Origin of the sequence: Candidatus Vallotia laricis, assembly GCF_020541325.1 — a bacterium.
GTDB lineage: Bacteria > Pseudomonadota > Gammaproteobacteria > Burkholderiales > Burkholderiaceae > Mycetohabitans > Mycetohabitans laricis.
Genome location: NZ_CP047399.1, coordinates 1,021,521 through 1,037,459, shown reverse-complemented (window position 1 = coordinate 1,037,459; position 15,939 = coordinate 1,021,521). Strand labels below are relative to the sequence as shown.

The following is a 15,939-nucleotide window of genomic DNA, read 5'->3' as shown; positions in this document are numbered from 1 at the left end:
CTCGTTATTTTATTCCCCTAGAGGCAACCGCGTTTTTTAACATACAAAAATCTTTTAAGATAGCTCATACAACTCAATATTGTTTTAAAAGCTTTACTGGCGCAGTAGCTCAGAGGGGCCTCAGTTGATAACTTAGAAGAAGCAAGCCATAGCGGAAACTAACTCTCTTTATTAACGCGCTCTTTCCATGGTGCAATCCTCGGAAGTAGCATCATACCTGGAATTGCTAGTAAGGCACACAGCAAAAAAAACTCAAACCAACCAATCTGCGAGACGATATAACCAGCGCCAGCATTAGCGAAAGTTCGAGGCACTGATGCGAGGCTTGTAAATAACGCAAACTGTGTTGCGGTGTAACGTGGGTCAGTTGTACTCGCGATATATGTAGTAAATGCAGCCGTACCTAGTCCCGTAGCAAATGCTTCAAGGCTAATAACTATAGCCAGTCCTGGGATCGTATGACCTGTGCGGGCAAGAGCCGCAAAGCCTAGTACCGCAGCTATCTGGGCGATTCCGAAAATCCATAGCCCACGGGCTGTACCAATGCGCATTAGCCACATACCCCCCAAGATACCGCCAGCAATACTTGCCCAAAAGCTACTAGTTTTAGATACTATCCCAATTTCAGTTTTCGTAAAGCCAATATCAAGATAGAAGGATGTAGCTAGTGAGGTCGCCATATTATCGCCAAGCTTATACAGAAAAACAAACGCCAGCAAAATCAATGCCTGTTTTGCGCCATCACGTGCAACAAACTCCCGAAACGGCATTAGCACAGCCTCTTCCAGGGTATGCGGTAGAGTGCTCTGTATCTTCGGCTCACGAACCATAAGCGCTGTTACCACACCTGGCAACATAAACGCTGCAGTAATAGAAAAAACCGTTGACCAAGCGAAGTGGTCTGCTAGGATCAATGATAGCGAACCAGGCACAAGAGCAGCTAGTTTATATGCATTAACGTGAATTGCTGTGCCTAGGCCTTGCTCAGTATCTTTTAGCAACTCGCGGCGGTATGCATCAAGCATAATGTCTAGACTTGCACTTGCGAATGCGAGGGCAGCTGCAAGCACGGCTACCGTTCGAATTGAGTTGGTTGGTGATATAAATCCCATGGTAGCGACTAGCGTTAGAACGCCAAGCTGAGTTAGCAACATCCATCCTCGCCGTCGTCCCGGGCGCCATCGGCCAAATCTAGGTATAAAACGATCCATTAATGGCGCCCACACAAATTTCCACGTATATGGAAACTGTAATAACGCGAAGAGACCGATAGTTTTTATATCGACACCACCGTTTCGAAGCCACGCCTGAACTAGATTTAGGAGTGTGAAAAGCGGCAGGCCAGACGTAAATCCAAGAAACACGCAGATTAACATACGTGTATTAAAGTAGACTCGCCAACCAGAGTGTGGATCGTGTTCGGCTAGTGTATGGGCTTCGTAAGGCGGAGTGGACATGAGTTTTCAGTGAACGAACGAGGTCGGTCAATTTTTGAGGGCGCAGTGTTCTATTAGACTATCACGCTAGTTTATTCTTTACTGTTGTACATCTGCTGCCCGTACAGTACCCTGTCTAAAAGCAGGGTACCGAATTCCAGGGCAAGTAGACTGGAGTCAAAGATCATTTTATATGCCTGTCAGTTTTTTATGCGAAGCTGAATATGCCATCATTTAGTACGCTTACACTCGTCACGACCTAGCTCATCATTATATGAGAATCGATATGGATAGCGGCGCATTACAATCTCATTGGTTTATTCTGGTTCATTCGCGGATTTCCGTAGTGATAGGTTCTATCTCAATAGTCGCATATAGAATTGCTAGTGAATGCACTGTGTCTACGATATGCTAATTGTGCCACAAAGCGATGTTACGCTTATATTCGGGTAGATTTTAGGGCTGATCTCGCGAAAGAGAGCTAGCAGCAATAAAAAACAGTATTCTACAAAGCTAAACAGAAGGTGGGCAGCTAGTGTTTTCGCACGCGTCGCAGTCATATTTTGTTGTACGCTTTAATAGAATTAGGGTAACTCGATAATCTCCCAATCACGCATCGTACATTAGTAGCCAAGTGGCTAGTGCATTTGCTGAGGCTGTGGTGCTGCAAACGGGACTTAACTTTAAATTCATCATTAAAAGTAAGGTTACATATATTTTGCGCTTGGTCTATAAATCTTAATGTATTGGTAAACTTTAGCGCTACATTATTAGCGGATAATACATGATTGTTTAGCTATGTGCGTGATTCTGAATTTACGACACAGTATGTCACTGTAGTTTTCCGCTACAAAAATCTACAATAGAATAGAGGCGTTGAGCTAATAACTTTATGGAACCCCATCTTTTGTACTAATAAACCAAGCTTCCAAATGATTACCATGCAACATGCTAGACTATAAAAACATAGAATGTTCCAAACGACAACCCACATATTACTGGGTGAGTTATTTATAATCACAGTGAAACCCTAATTTCTAGAAGACGTACATCATAGAACTGGCTAGTAGTAAGATCAATACCTATAAGTATACTCAAGACGAGGAGATTCGAGATGCGATTATTAATCGCCGAGCATAAAGAAGTGTATTGTGTCAAGTGGCTTTTTCGTTTTCTATATCACAAAGAGTTTCCATTTTTGAGCTTTGTCTTGTATTCATACATCCTACTAGGTAGTATGACATATTTGGCGCTTGACAGAGAAAGATAGCTTTAGCGAGCGAGACCTTAAACACGCTAAAGCTCTTAATAATTAGACTCCAACCAGCTAGAGAGCAAACTACTTTTAGCTGTAGTGGTATGATGCTGTATGCTGTAGAAAACTTAGGCATAACAACATCGATCGAACTTATACTTTTGTCTGTGTTTTTATCTACTCCTGAACGTGCGGATAGCAGTCAACTAAAGATTAAAGAGTGCACTATATGCCTGAGAATAGGCTATTAAAATCATTAGCTATATTTTATACAACACCGCTTGGATATGCTCGTCTGCACTAAAATACTGCATGATGAGTCGATTCTCTATTAGCTATAATTAGTAATACCGTATCATCGGGCAACTGTCCGGTTAAGACTTTACGCAAAACTAAGTACCCGATGCGTCTATCAATAATATGCATGGATGTACGCTACTTTTGGTTACATCTAGCGCTGAAAAAAATTTCAGGCATCGTACTTCCGAAATTTTGTCAGCAAGCTGTATATGATGTTATATGCCGATAAATCCCTGAATAGCATACTGCTCTTGTGTATTACGCCAGGTATGCTCATCATTATGATGAGCTTTTCCTAATGAATTACAGATGCTATTTTAGCCTCAACAATGTCCGAGTTAATATTGTATGCAAGATCGTATTTACCTAATCCGATGAGTAATTTTACTGGAGTAAATACATCATTTTGAAGTATCTGTACGACTACAGCAGATTCATTTCTTCGATTTCACTTACCTAGTCAATATCTAAAAATATAAACAGTTTATGTATTTGTATGCATCAATTAGTCCACCATCTTTCCTGTGAAGCTAGTCGAGTGACTACTAAAATTATTGATTAGCAGAACGATACTTGCGAGTACCCACTCTACGACCTTCATCGTTTCTTGATGCCAATTTTTTAGCTCTTTATAAATTTTAGAATCACTACTGTAGATAATAACCGGATTAATTTTTATCCGATTTAGCAATACTACATCGCGCGCAAGGCCCTGCTTTAGATGATCCACCCATCATCCGTATCCGCTATATTTGATTACAACTGTCTTACCCTGACACTAAAAATATAAAGCAGTAATTCCACAAAGATCCCTGCTTTCAGCATGGATAAAACGGCAGGAGGATCGTTAGTATTAGTATGATTTAACGGACTGAGAAGAAAGCAGATCTTGGTGGCTAGGTACTGTACAATACCGTGTATCTAGAATTTTGACGTGCTGTATTTTACTACACTAACCAGTGGGACAAAATATGTAGATATAAGAACTTGATGAATAGTAATCATGATTACCCTAATAATAGCAGCTATTGCTGCCTAGTAAAACCTATAAGGTATCTATAAGGTATCTATAAGGTATCTATAAGGTATCTATAAGGTATCTATAAGGTATCTATAAGGTATCTATAAGGTATCTATAAGGTATCTATAAGGTATCTATAAGGTATCTATAAGGTATCTATAAGGTATCTATAAGGTATCTATAAGGTATCTATAAGGTATCTATAAGGTATATTTTTAGCCTATTGCGCAAGTCTCATTGTTATTTAGTGAGGGTGATGTTGGCATTCCGACTTAGATTCGCATAGCGAAAGCTACGTTAGAAACACGTATTCAGATAATCGGAGGATAGCTGTAAATTAATTTTACACAGTATTACTGTGTATCACAGTAGCCTTATTAACGGGCTCATATTTCCAAGCTTAGCTTAATAAAGTATACTTTTGCGATTTTACCAGTTGCTCACAGTATTCAGCTTGCTTAATTCGTTTTTGATTTAATATCATTAAAAGCTAAACAAACTATCTAACTTATTAGATTACTAAGTAAACTAGACTAGTATGTAGATAAATTTTTATTTAACATAAAACTATGTTTTAGTATATCTAACGCATATTTTTTGTACTGTAGAGGCTTCACAGTATGTAGTACACAAGTTACGGTGTTGCACACAAAATTGGTGTTTTCTACCAACAATTTCGATACTAGTCACATCACAACTCAAGCAACTAGACATTTTTTCCTGCATGAGCAGGAGCTGTCATTTTATACTATGCAGTTATAACCCTCTGGTAGCCAGCGATCTACCTATCGGTTCTATATCTGAAGAGTAAGTTAGACATATTTATGTCTATATGTGAATTCCTCGTAGATTAGTGAAATGTTTTCTTATCTATTGGTTCTATTATCTTGCAGCATCTCTCCTAGACAATATAGCTTGAGCTCACTACTTATTGGTAATATTATGGGTGAGATAGGGGGTATCGCTACTTTTCGATATCTGCAACCACGGTTTTTAAGCATCTCACCTAAATCTCGCAACAAACTAAGTTTATAATATGCGCAGGCACGAAATGAGATTGTGTCGTTGTTTTATATCTCGCTTTTATGCAAACGACTAGTTTAATTATATCTAAAAATTTTTAATCAAAAAACTTATTAGTGCTTAACAATATTTTGTCTACCTATACCTGCGGCTAAACCTGGTTTGTATACTGTTTATTAGATATATAAACCTCGAATAGCTCGCCCGGATTTTTTAGGTTCGGTCATAACAACAACCGTATAAATTTTGATGCGTTTGTTATGTAAACTATGACGTAGTCGCAGATTCTTGTTAGTGCCCGGTTATACAAATATAGAACGATAATGCTTTCCCTTACTAAGGTGTAGACAATGTCTTCGCTGTTTCTCGCCTGAGAAAAAACTTAAGATTTAATGGCACCCTAGTATGAGAACCTAGTTGACGGGGCATTTGACGGAGTGTGCGCTTTAGTGATAATAAATACAGTTTATTCTTGTCCAAGTATCTATAAAACAAGCGTACACACATTTTCTAGTTGTTTTATAGTACATAACGTGATAAATCCTCGTTTTTCGACACGTCATTCAGCGCGCTATCGACATATGCAGAATTAATCTTGATTGATTGTTCAGAATTGCTGTCTGCTGAGAATGAAATTTCTTCAAGAAGTTTTTCAATAACTGTATACAACCGCCTCGCGCCAATATTCTCAGTCTTTTCGTTAACTGAAAAAGCGATTTCGGCTAAGCGCTTAATGCCATCATTGGTAAATTCAAGATGAACGTTCTCAGTTGCAAGAAGTGCCTGGTATTGCTTGACCAGGCTCGCATCAGTACGTACCAGAATCGACTCAAAATCACCGACTGATAACGAATCAAGTTCGACGCGAATCGGAAATCGACCTTGAAGTTCTGGAATAAGATCGCTCGGTTTAGCGAGATGAAACGCGCCACTAGCAATAAAAAGAATATGATCGGTTTTTACCATGCCATATTTAGTGTTGATGGTTGTACCTTCAACAAGCGGCAATAGGTCACGCTGTACACCTTGGCGCGATATCTCACTGCCACTATTTTCTTGACGCGACGTAATCTTGTCAATCTCGTCGAGAAATACGATTCCGTTTTGTTCGGCGTTTTGCACTGCGCGAGTCTTAATATATTCTTCGTTGATCATCTTGGCAGATTCTTCATCCGTCAGTAGTTTCAAGGCTTCCTTGATCTTCGCTTTGCGATGTTGTTTCTTGCCTCCGCTGAGATTAGCAAACATCGCGCGGATTTGCTCCGTCATTTCCTCCATGCCAGGAGGGCCCATTATATCCATACTAGTCTGTGGCATCTCGATGTCTAGCTCGATTTCTTTGTCATCGAGCTGACCTTCTCGTAGCCGTTTTCGAAATGTCTGGCGGGTAACACTTTCACTCTCCTCACTAATTGTGCTACAGCCGACGGGACGTATTTCCGGTAGCAAGATATCCAGGATCCGGCTCTCCGCCAGTTCCCGCGCCTTTTTGCAAACTTTCCTCACTTCTGATTCACGTATCTGCTTAACCGAGATATCAATTAAATCACGCACGATACTATCGACATCGCGTCCGACGTACCCAACTTCCGTAAACTTCGTGGCTTCTATCTTAATAAACGGCGCATCGGCAAGCTTGGCTAGGCGTCGCGCAATTTCTGTTTTTCCTACGCCAGTCGGCCCGATCATTAAGATATTCTTCGGAGTAATTTCCTGACGTAAAGGCTCTAGCACCTGCTGACGACGCCAGCGGTTACGTAGGGCAACTGCGACTGCGCGCTTAGCGCGGTTTTGACCAATGATGTTCTTATTCAGTTCAGAGACGATTTCAGCGGGAGTCATAGTAGTCATGTTTGACATTTCAGATAGCGTCAATCCTGAATCGGCTCTTAAGCTTCGATACACAGGCACAATGGGTTTGTATAGGATCGCTTAGAGTAGCCGGAATTTATTCAATAATTTCAATAATGCGGTTATGATTTGTATAAATACACATATTGCCAGCAATTGCGAGCGATTTTTCGACGATGTCTCGCGCACTCAGATCAGTATTTTCCGCAAGTGCGCGGGCGGCAGCCTGTGCATATGCACCCCCCGAGCCGATGGCGCATATACCATTTTCCGGATCAAGCACATCACCGTTACCGGTAATCACTAGTGTTGTTTCAGCGTTAGCAGTAATCAGCATGGCTTCTAGTCGTCGAAGCATACGGTCAGTGCGCCAGTCTTTAGCAAGTTCGACAGCTGCTCGGGTCAGGTTTCCTTGGTGTTTTTCCAACTTGCCTTCGAAGCGATCTAGTAGCGAGAATGCGTCGGCAGTACCGCCGGCAAAACCTACCAAAACCTTGCCACTATAGATGCGCCGCACCTTCTTCGCGCCGCTTTTCATAACAATATTGCCTAGCGTTACCTGACCATCTCCGCCTAATGCAGTGCTATTGTTTCGACGTACTGAGACTATAGTTGTGCTGTGATATTGCTCCATGTGGAATTCCTTGAAATCGGGGTCCGCGCGAGCAGCGAAAAGCGGAACTGAGGTCTCGTATTCCCGCCTATTTTAGGGCAGCCCGAATAATATCAAGGCGTTCTCGGGGGGGGGTAGAGCTCATATGAGCGTAATGCACCTGCAGAATTCACCCGAGAACGCCTACTATGAATAAAAAAATTACGCTTATCGTGTGCTTTCTAGATCTAATCCGCCTAAATCAGATTAGGTCTCTATATGTTGTACAGTGTTTATTCGCCGAATAGCTTTTGTCGAAGTTCGCTGCGTTTCTGTGCCTCGAGAGACAGTGTTGCAGTCGGTCGAGCAAGCAAACGTGGAATTCCAATTGGTTCGCCTGTTTCTTTACACCAGCCATAATCACCAGATTTAATTCTTTCGAGAGATTGCTGCACCTTCTTTAGAAGCTTGCGCTCGCGGTCTCGTGTTCGAAGCTCAAGTGCATGCTCTTCTTCGATCGTCGCGCGATCAGCGGGATCTGGTACGATTACGCTCTCCCGGAGATTTTCTGTTGTTTGCCCAGCATTGCGCAGGATTTCTGCCTGTAACTGTTCGAGCCTGTGCTTAAAGAAGGCAATCTGATTTTCCTTCATATAATCCTTATCATTCATCTGCAGGATCTCGGCTTCGGTCAAAAGTCGTATCGTCGTCATCTGGCTAGCTGTCTTTATTGTAAGTCGCTGGATCAAGCATTATCCACACTTACCATAACCGCATCTACGGCGGTCTCGCCAGAATATATCTGGCGAGTACGGTAATTGTTGTGGGGCTGAACCTCTGTGGGTGCTATGTAGTTAGTATTTTCTGGCGGGCACATATTGTAACTGAACTAAATCGATTCCAAGAGTATCGGAAAATTTCACAGGGTATTCCTCAATTCGAAAGGAACTTTTTAGTATTGATATAATTATATCAATATACAGGAAAGATAATAAATCCAGAGTGTATAAAAAAGATGATTGACGGGCTATCTTGGGCGCTGCCAAGACATGAAGACTTAGTTTTCAACCTTACCCATGTTTAAGTTTTGTTTTCGGTTATTGCCTGCAGTTAGTGAATACTACAAATAGTATTTGCAGAATTTCGTATAAACAGAGCGACTGTGTATAGTAACGGGATCTTATTACAGATGAAAATATATTTATATAATATAATATATTCTATTTTTTGTTTGTGATATTCAGAGTAATAAGTATGCAATCGTCATAATTTTTCGATTACAGTAGATAACTGTAATAATATTTTTGAGATTCTAAGACCTTATCACAGAATTCCCAATAAATTCTCGAGGGGTATGCGAATTATATTCGATCGAGCTAATAACTTTCTTAATATCTATTACCAAAATTAATTTCTAGACTGATCTAGATTTTTGTATTCAGCAGGAATACATCAGCGATTGACCGATAGTCTAAGAATGCCTGAAATTGGATTATATATTTAATCCTATTCAGCACTTTATTTTTTGGATATGCTTTAGTTGAAAACTATCGAGAAGTGTTAATACTAACTTGAGGCATTAGTGATTTTGTAGCGCTGCCACTAGATTACTTTCTGTAGTCATTGACGATTAGTCAAAAGAGCCCAGTGTCTTCTCCAAAAAAATAAGTTGTAATGTATTAGTTAATGCAGAATGTGCTAAATTGCCTTTGTGGATTATAATACATAAGCAATAGTTATTCTGAGATTTTTAAAAGTGAATAAGCTCCATCATAGATGTAAGAAAGATACTGAAGCAGTAGACCTACGTAGCGTAGATACGCTACCCGAGTGATAGAGAAATTCTAGGCTGCACGAAGATTATTGATCGATTGCAGGAGGTACATCGCGAAGAAATGCTAAAGCACATGTGGGATGTACATAAAATAGAAAACCTCGGCTAACGCAGAGCGTTTGACCAGCGCGCATAATACTGCTGACATTCGCATGCTACGGGCTGATAAGAATCAAAAGTTTTTGTAATTCTTGAAGAATTTATTATAAATTGTAAGCTGCTGATGCAATATATCTATTGCCCACCGATTAGCACTATTCGGCGCCATCATCCTTTGCCGAGCACAGTGATATTCATTGCGTATTCGATCGATCGAGTACGCTGAGTGATATTGTGAAATATGATATGAATCTACTCCGATAACCAGAACAGCCGCAGACCTTCAAGAGAAACTATCAAAAGTACAGTATCTGCTCTATAATTTTTTGATCTTGCTAGTGCAAGAAGTATTTCAATACGCGAGCTTCTACTAGTGTAACAGCGTTGTTGATAGATAACGCCTTAGAAGTGCTCTAGATTGTTTTGGCGAACATAAACTAGCTAATTGATAATTAGAGATCGATAGTTATATCTTCCTCGCTGCCGCGAAGCTTCTATAAGCTAAGAACTCATAAACTCAACTGCTCCGAATGCGCTCGATGCGGTGTTCTAGTGTCCCTTACTAATACTATATTGATTGGAGATTTAGTGCATTGGCCTCTTTTAGAACTTGGCGTCTAGGCTATGTAGCGTTCTAATTCGTTTCTTTCTCCGTGAGACTATAGCTATACTTTAAGGCTATTAATGTTAATTTAGTTTTACTTAGTAAAGTATTTCACGACTCGCAGACAGTCTATTATCATAGACTGTCTGCGAATACTGAACAGTATATAGTGCACCCTTTTTCTAGAAAATCTCGCTTATACAAGGAAGCAGTTGGGAATATCGATTTCTCCTTTGAACACAGTGCTTGCTGGACCGGCCATCATGACTGAGGGGTTGTTATTAGCATGACGACTATTCCATGAGATAGTCAGCACGCCACCTCCGCGCGTACGAACGCGAACCGGAGAATCTAATACTCTCCGACGGATTCCAGCTACTACCGCCGCACACGCGCCAGAGCCGCATGCGAGTGTTTCACCTACACCTCGCTCATAGACGCGCAGTCTAATTTCATGCCGCGAGACGATTTGCATAAATCCTGCGTTCACTTGGTTTGGAAAGTTCGATTGCGATTCGATGAATGGCCCATCCCTAAGTACCTGTGCGGCATTAATATCATGAACGATTTGCACTGCGTGGGGATTGCCCATCGAGACTACAGAGATCCATTGTGTCGAGCCGTGCACATTAAGTGGCCACAGTAAATCATCACCATCGCTGACCGGTATTAACCCGGATGGGTCAAATGGCACCTGTACCGGAGTTAAGCCCGGAGAGCCCATATCAACTAGTACTTCGCCATTTTCCTGAAGACTTAATGTGCTTACTCCGTGTTGAACCTGCACGCGAATTGTATGCGCATAACTTAAGCCGGTTTCATGTACAAACTTTACAAAGCATCGGGCACCATTACCACAGTGCTCAACTTCACGGCCGTCACAGTTAAAGATCCGGTATTTAAAATCCACACTATTTATAGTTGGTCGCTCGACTAGCAGTACTTGATCTGCGCCAATACCGAAGTGTCTATCAGCAAGGTAACGTACCAATGCGGGTGTGGGTGAGATTATGTTGCGTACACCATCAAGGACTACAAAGTCATTTCCAGCACCGTGCATTTTAGTAAATTTAAGCTTCATAACATCACATAATAGTTAAGCAATAGTATGGTTAAGCAATAGTCAAGCCTGATTTGCCTAATAGAGATGTTTTCAGGCGTTTATGTATTAGCAATATTGCCCAGAGATACAAAGAATTTTTCTTCTAGCCATGTATTCATGCGTCGTGATTGCAATAAGGAAACCATTGCGTAAAGGATTTTCTGGAGGGCAAAGATTTTAGTCAATGACTCTTATAATTAGACGGTATCTAACAGATGAGCGATGCCAGCCTAGATGTTCTTATATTAGCAAGCCCGCTGTGCACCGAAAATGGTATGGAAGCTGCCTATATTTTATAATCGATTTTAATGTTAAGTATAATTATTTGGGGCTCGCGTATACGATCCATGGCATCGAGTCATAACGATGACCTATGACTGTTAGCACGATTTGGCATATCCGCGCACTTCTAACGAAACTAGCGGAAAATTGATTTAGACTGCGTGTCTCGAAATTCGCACTGAAAAACATCGTCGATGGAAAATGGTAGTATTTTACGAGCCCATCGTACTTGCCAGGCCAGCAACTCTTCTTTAATTTATGCCTCAAGATAAATCACTGCGCATTTCGTATCGGAAATACCTATAATGATCTTCCTATATTGCTTGATTATATTATATGAGGCGAAGTGCTAAGCTAGAGTTCACTATGCGCTAATAATTGTTCGGAATTCATTGTGTTAAACTGCCTAGCAGCGTTTCGACAAAAAAGAAATCCAGATGGCGACGGAGAGCAAAGTTTTACAAACTAGATAGCAGGTTAGGAACAAGCCAAGTTCTGAAGATACCTGATATAGAGGCTTACGTAATAAGCCGCCCTTTATTAGTATAATAAAATGGCAAGGAAGAGGCTCTTGTAAATGCTAATATACAAGTCGATCTAATATAGAAGTCCTCAAGTTTATGAGGCAGCTTTCTCGACAATAATAGGCGCGGCGCTTATAGAACGGCGCCTGAAGCGTAATTCGCCAAAGCGTCGCCGCTTCGATTCGAATCCGGCAAAAACGTGCAAATTCAACCGACTTCATCACTGGAGCCAACGAAGTGGCGAACAGCTATCTTTTTACCTCAGAATCCGTATCTGAGGGTCATCCAGACAAGGTGGCTGACCAAATTTCCGATACAATTCTGGATGCGATCCTGGCACAGGATCGCTATTCTCGTGTAGCAGTCGAAACTTTATGTAACACCGGTCTAGTGGTTCTAGCTGGAGAAATTACAACGCATGCAAATGTCGACTATATTCAAGTTGCGCGAGACACGATCCGGCGTATTGGATATGACAACACCGATTTTGGCATTGATTACCGCGGTTGTGCAGTGCTGGTAGCCTACGATAAGCAGTCTCCAGATATTGCGCAAGGTATAAATAATGCGCATGACGATAACTTAGATCAAGGTGCAGGTGATCAAGGCTTGATGTTTGGATATGCATGCGACGAAACGCCTGAATTAATGCCGCTACCAATTCATTTATCGCATCGTCTTGTCGAGCGGCAAGCCGACTTGCGGCGTGACGGTCGGCTTCCGTGGCTTCGTCCGGACGCGAAGTCGCAAGTGACGGTGCGATATATTGATGGACGTCCTGACTCAATTGATACAGTTGTGCTCTCTACGCAGCATTCGCCAGATATTGATCTATCTACATTGCGAGAGGCTGTGATTGAGGAGGTCATTAAGCCGGTGTTACCAAATAATCTAATCAAGAATAATCTAAAGTTCCTGGTTAATCCAACTGGCCGATTTGTGATCGGCGGCCCCCAGGGAGATTGTGGGCTTACTGGACGTAAAATCATCGTCGATACGTACGGTGGAGCTGCGCCACATGGCGGAGGAGCTTTCTCTGGAAAGGATCCATCTAAAGTAGATCGTTCGGCTGCGTATGCTAGCCGATACGTTGCCAAGAATATCGTTGCTGCAGGTCTTGCCTCCCGATGCTTAATCCAAGTTTCATACGCTATCGGGGTGGCACACCCAACATCAGTGATGGTGAATACATTTAAGACGGGTCGGGTACCGGATTTAGTAATTACTAAGCTTGTGCATCAGTATTTCGATCTACGCCCTAGAGGTGTTATTCAAATGCTAAACTTGCTACGTCCGATTTATGAAAAGACCGCTGCCTATGGTCACTTTGGTCGCAAGGAGCCTGAATTTTCATGGGAATACACCGATAAAGCAATTGCTCTATCTAAAGCAGCAGGCATCGAGCCGGTAGTTACCGCGATCTGATACACGCGCATAGTTATAACTTATGTATTAGATGAATCTTGAGCGACATAAAGAGCGACTAGAGTGCCCCCCCCTTTTTTAATAGCTAGCTCGTGAATACATACTTTGATATCTAACGTAGAGAATGTAGAAATATGTATTCTGTTCTAACTGTTACCCATTACCCATTATAAAGTACCACCAACACCAGCGCGAAACATACGGCCTTGAGTGTACGGCATATCTACTATCAGATTGGCACTCAAAATTGATAACGGTCTGTATATTTAAGTCTTATTAAGAACGACGCTGATATAGTAATCCGGCATGAACTCAGATTTAATTATTTAATAGACAGCGCTAAGCTAGCCTATAATATTTATTATATTGATTATTATTCTTGGTGGAATACCCTTAAAAAATCTTATAAGAAGTACCTATGGTAATCATAGGATTACATCTGCTGTGTGGCACAGATGCGGCCGACTTTCATACTGAAAGATCGAGCCGCACATATACCAGAGGATATTCAAACGCCTTGCACCTCTTTGTACTTATTTACAAGTCTATCTATGTTCTGGATTCAAGGCAATCTTTGCGTGTCTCCGTGAGTAACTAAAGTATACGATTATCCCCAGTACTATCCATATCACAAATGCGACCCACGTCATCGCTTGCAAATGAGCCATCAGAAATACACAGGATGCAACTGCTAATATTGGTACAAGCGGTATGCCTGGACATCGAAATGCTCGCGGTAGCGCTGGGTGTGTTCGGCGAAGAATCAGAACTGCGATAGAAACCATCGAAAAAGCCGCAAGAGTACCTATATTAATTAACTCCGCTAGAACACCCAGTGGCATCAGCGCACCAATTAGTGCAAAAAAGATACCTACTAGCCAGGTAGTAGCCAATGGTGTCTGGAATCGCGGGTGGACACGAGAGAGGGCGGCAGGTAACAAGCCATCTCGTGACATCGCGAAGATGATACGTGTTTGACAGTACATCATTACAAGAATCACTGTTAGCATTCCGAGGACCGCACCAAGATCAACAAATCCGGCAACCCAATCAGCTCCTATCACTTGAAGCACGTAGGATACGGGATGCGAGACATGGGCAAACTCACTGTACGGCACAACTCCAGTAACGACAGCAGCAACTCCCATATAGAGTGTTGCACAGACGGCGAGCGATCCAATGATACCAATCGGTAGGTCGCGCTTCGGATTCTTTACTTCTTCTGCTGCCGATGATACTGAGTCAAACCCAATAAAGGCGAAAAACATTACTGCAGCAGCTCCAAAGACGCCAGATAATCCCATCGGCATAAATGGATGCCAGTTGACGGGTTTGATATGGAGCGAACCCACTACGATCACTAGCAACACAATACCCAGTTTAATGGCGACCATCACATTGTTGATTCGAGTAGATTCCCGTATACCGATTGATAGCAGAAGTGTGATGGCGATCATAACGAAAAACGCTGGCAGATTAAACCATGTTATATGGTCGGGTACAGTGCCAGGCGCCGCAGTCAGCATCTCTGGTAACGTAATGCCAAAGCCAGATAATAACGATTGCAGGTAGCCTGACCACCCAACTGATACAGCTGACGTTGCAAGTCCGTATTCAAGCATGAGATCCCAGCCAATGATCCAGGCAGCAAGCTCGCCAAGAGTCGCATACGAATAAGTATAAATGGAACCAGCAACTGGAATCGTCGACGAGAATTCAGCATAGGCAAGGGCCGCAAAGCAGCATGCGGTCGCCGCAATGAAAAAAGATAGCGTTAGAGCTGGGCCAGCAATCACTGCGCCGGTTCCTGTCAGCACAAAGATGCCGGTACCGATGATAGCCCCGATACCAAGAAGCGTAAGATCTAATGGACCTAATGTTCTTGGTAAGCTATTGTCGGCATTGCGGCCAGCCAGCATATGATCAATATTTTTCTTTCGAAACAGTGACATAAGGCAATACTCGGCAGCCGGAGAGTGGCGCAGCCGACCTCAGTAAAAATGTCTATTCTAACTGACTAGTAGTGAATTCGGCGCTATTAGCTGTAATTCTTAGTTAGTATTGTCGTCGTAGTAGTGAGGGTTCGATAGCACTGTGGTGATGTATATTTTTAGTTACCGACTAACAGCGCGATCAACGTAGGCTTGGAGCGCTAATTCTGTTTGAGGTGTATGCTATCCGGCTAAGCTGCATACGCATCATAGTATAGTTATTTTTAAGATTGCAACTACCGTGGTCGGAATCCTGCTCGGAAAACTAATGCTGACATTTTATGTAGCTTAAGCGTATGCGCTTGAACCCACGGGATACTAGACAGCTTGGGAGGGTGTCGTTTCCAGAGGAAACGTGCGTGTTCATCTATTTTCTAGTTGTCTAGTCTAATTGAGCGATATCTGTCATTTTGATACCACATGAAAGCTTGTTTTGAGAAGCGTTGCGACGACTAGTAGCTACCAGACTCGAATTCTTTGATTAATTCTTCGATTAGCGCGTTTAGCCTATATAAATTCCTGCGGTCGTGGCTATAACGGCACTTACGTCTTTTATTCCTTTTAATAGAAAAAAGGGGGGGGCATGATGAACGCTATAGT

General features: G+C 42.1%; 7 protein-coding genes. 1 reads left to right on the top strand and 6 read right to left on the bottom strand.

Annotation, left to right across the window (positions count from 1 at the left end):
- Positions 1-158: 158 nt before the first annotated feature.
- From GKR41_RS03855 to dapF, 5 genes are all read right to left on the bottom strand, one after another.
- On the bottom strand, positions 159-1,457 hold the full coding sequence (locus tag GKR41_RS03855; protein WP_226809832.1) for an AmpG family muropeptide MFS transporter: 1,299 nt from the start codon (positions 1,455-1,457) through the stop codon (positions 159-161).
- A gap of 4,097 nt (positions 1,458-5,554) precedes the next feature.
- Positions 5,555-6,886 carry an ATP-dependent protease ATPase subunit HslU gene (gene hslU / locus GKR41_RS03850; RefSeq protein ID WP_226809831.1) on the bottom strand — a complete coding sequence of 444 codons (1,332 nt, stop codon included), beginning with the start codon at positions 6,884-6,886 and terminating at the stop codon, positions 5,555-5,557.
- Positions 6,887-6,983: 97 nt separating this feature from the next.
- Positions 6,984-7,520, bottom strand: a complete 537-nt coding sequence (hslV, locus tag GKR41_RS03845) for an ATP-dependent protease subunit HslV (RefSeq protein WP_226809830.1) — start codon at positions 7,518-7,520, stop codon at positions 6,984-6,986.
- A 251-nt stretch (positions 7,521-7,771) separates the two neighbouring features.
- Positions 7,772-8,191 carry an RNA polymerase-binding protein DksA gene (dksA, locus tag GKR41_RS03840; protein WP_226809829.1) on the bottom strand — a complete coding sequence of 140 codons (420 nt, stop codon included), beginning with the start codon at positions 8,189-8,191 and terminating at the stop codon, positions 7,772-7,774.
- A gap of 2,020 nt (positions 8,192-10,211) precedes the next feature.
- Positions 10,212-11,096: a diaminopimelate epimerase gene (dapF, locus tag GKR41_RS03835; protein ID WP_226809828.1), complete on the bottom strand. Its 885-nt coding sequence runs from the start codon at positions 11,094-11,096 to the stop codon at positions 10,212-10,214.
- Positions 11,097-12,160: 1,064 nt separating this feature from the next.
- Here dapF and metK point away from each other — a divergent pair.
- A complete protein-coding gene (gene metK, locus GKR41_RS03830; protein ID WP_226809827.1) occupies positions 12,161-13,348 on the top strand; it encodes a methionine adenosyltransferase in 1,188 nt (395 codons plus the stop codon).
- A gap of 545 nt (positions 13,349-13,893) precedes the next feature.
- Here the strand turns inward: metK and GKR41_RS03825 are convergent.
- On the bottom strand, positions 13,894-15,300 hold the full coding sequence (locus GKR41_RS03825; RefSeq protein ID WP_226809826.1) for a branched-chain amino acid transporter BcaP: 1,407 nt from the start codon (positions 15,298-15,300) through the stop codon (positions 13,894-13,896).
- Positions 15,301-15,939 lie beyond the last annotated feature (639 nt).

Bases quoted from the DNA above. Each gene is read 5' to 3' on its own strand.
- GKR41_RS03855 (WP_226809832.1), bottom strand. From the start codon at position 1,457: ATGTCCACTCCGCCTTACGAAGCCCATACACTAGCCGAACACGATCCA.
- hslU (WP_226809831.1), bottom strand. From the start codon at position 6,886: ATGACTACTATGACTCCCGCTGAAATCGTCTCTGAACTGAATAAGAAC.
- hslV (WP_226809830.1), bottom strand. From the start codon at position 7,520: ATGGAGCAATATCACAGCACAACTATAGTCTCAGTACGTCGAAACAAT.
- dksA (WP_226809829.1), bottom strand. From the start codon at position 8,191: ATGACGACGATACGACTTTTGACCGAAGCCGAGATCCTGCAGATGAAT.
- dapF (WP_226809828.1), bottom strand. From the start codon at position 11,096: ATGAAGCTTAAATTTACTAAAATGCACGGTGCTGGAAATGACTTTGTA.
- GKR41_RS03825 (WP_226809826.1), bottom strand. From the start codon at position 15,300: ATGTCACTGTTTCGAAAGAAAAATATTGATCATATGCTGGCTGGCCGC.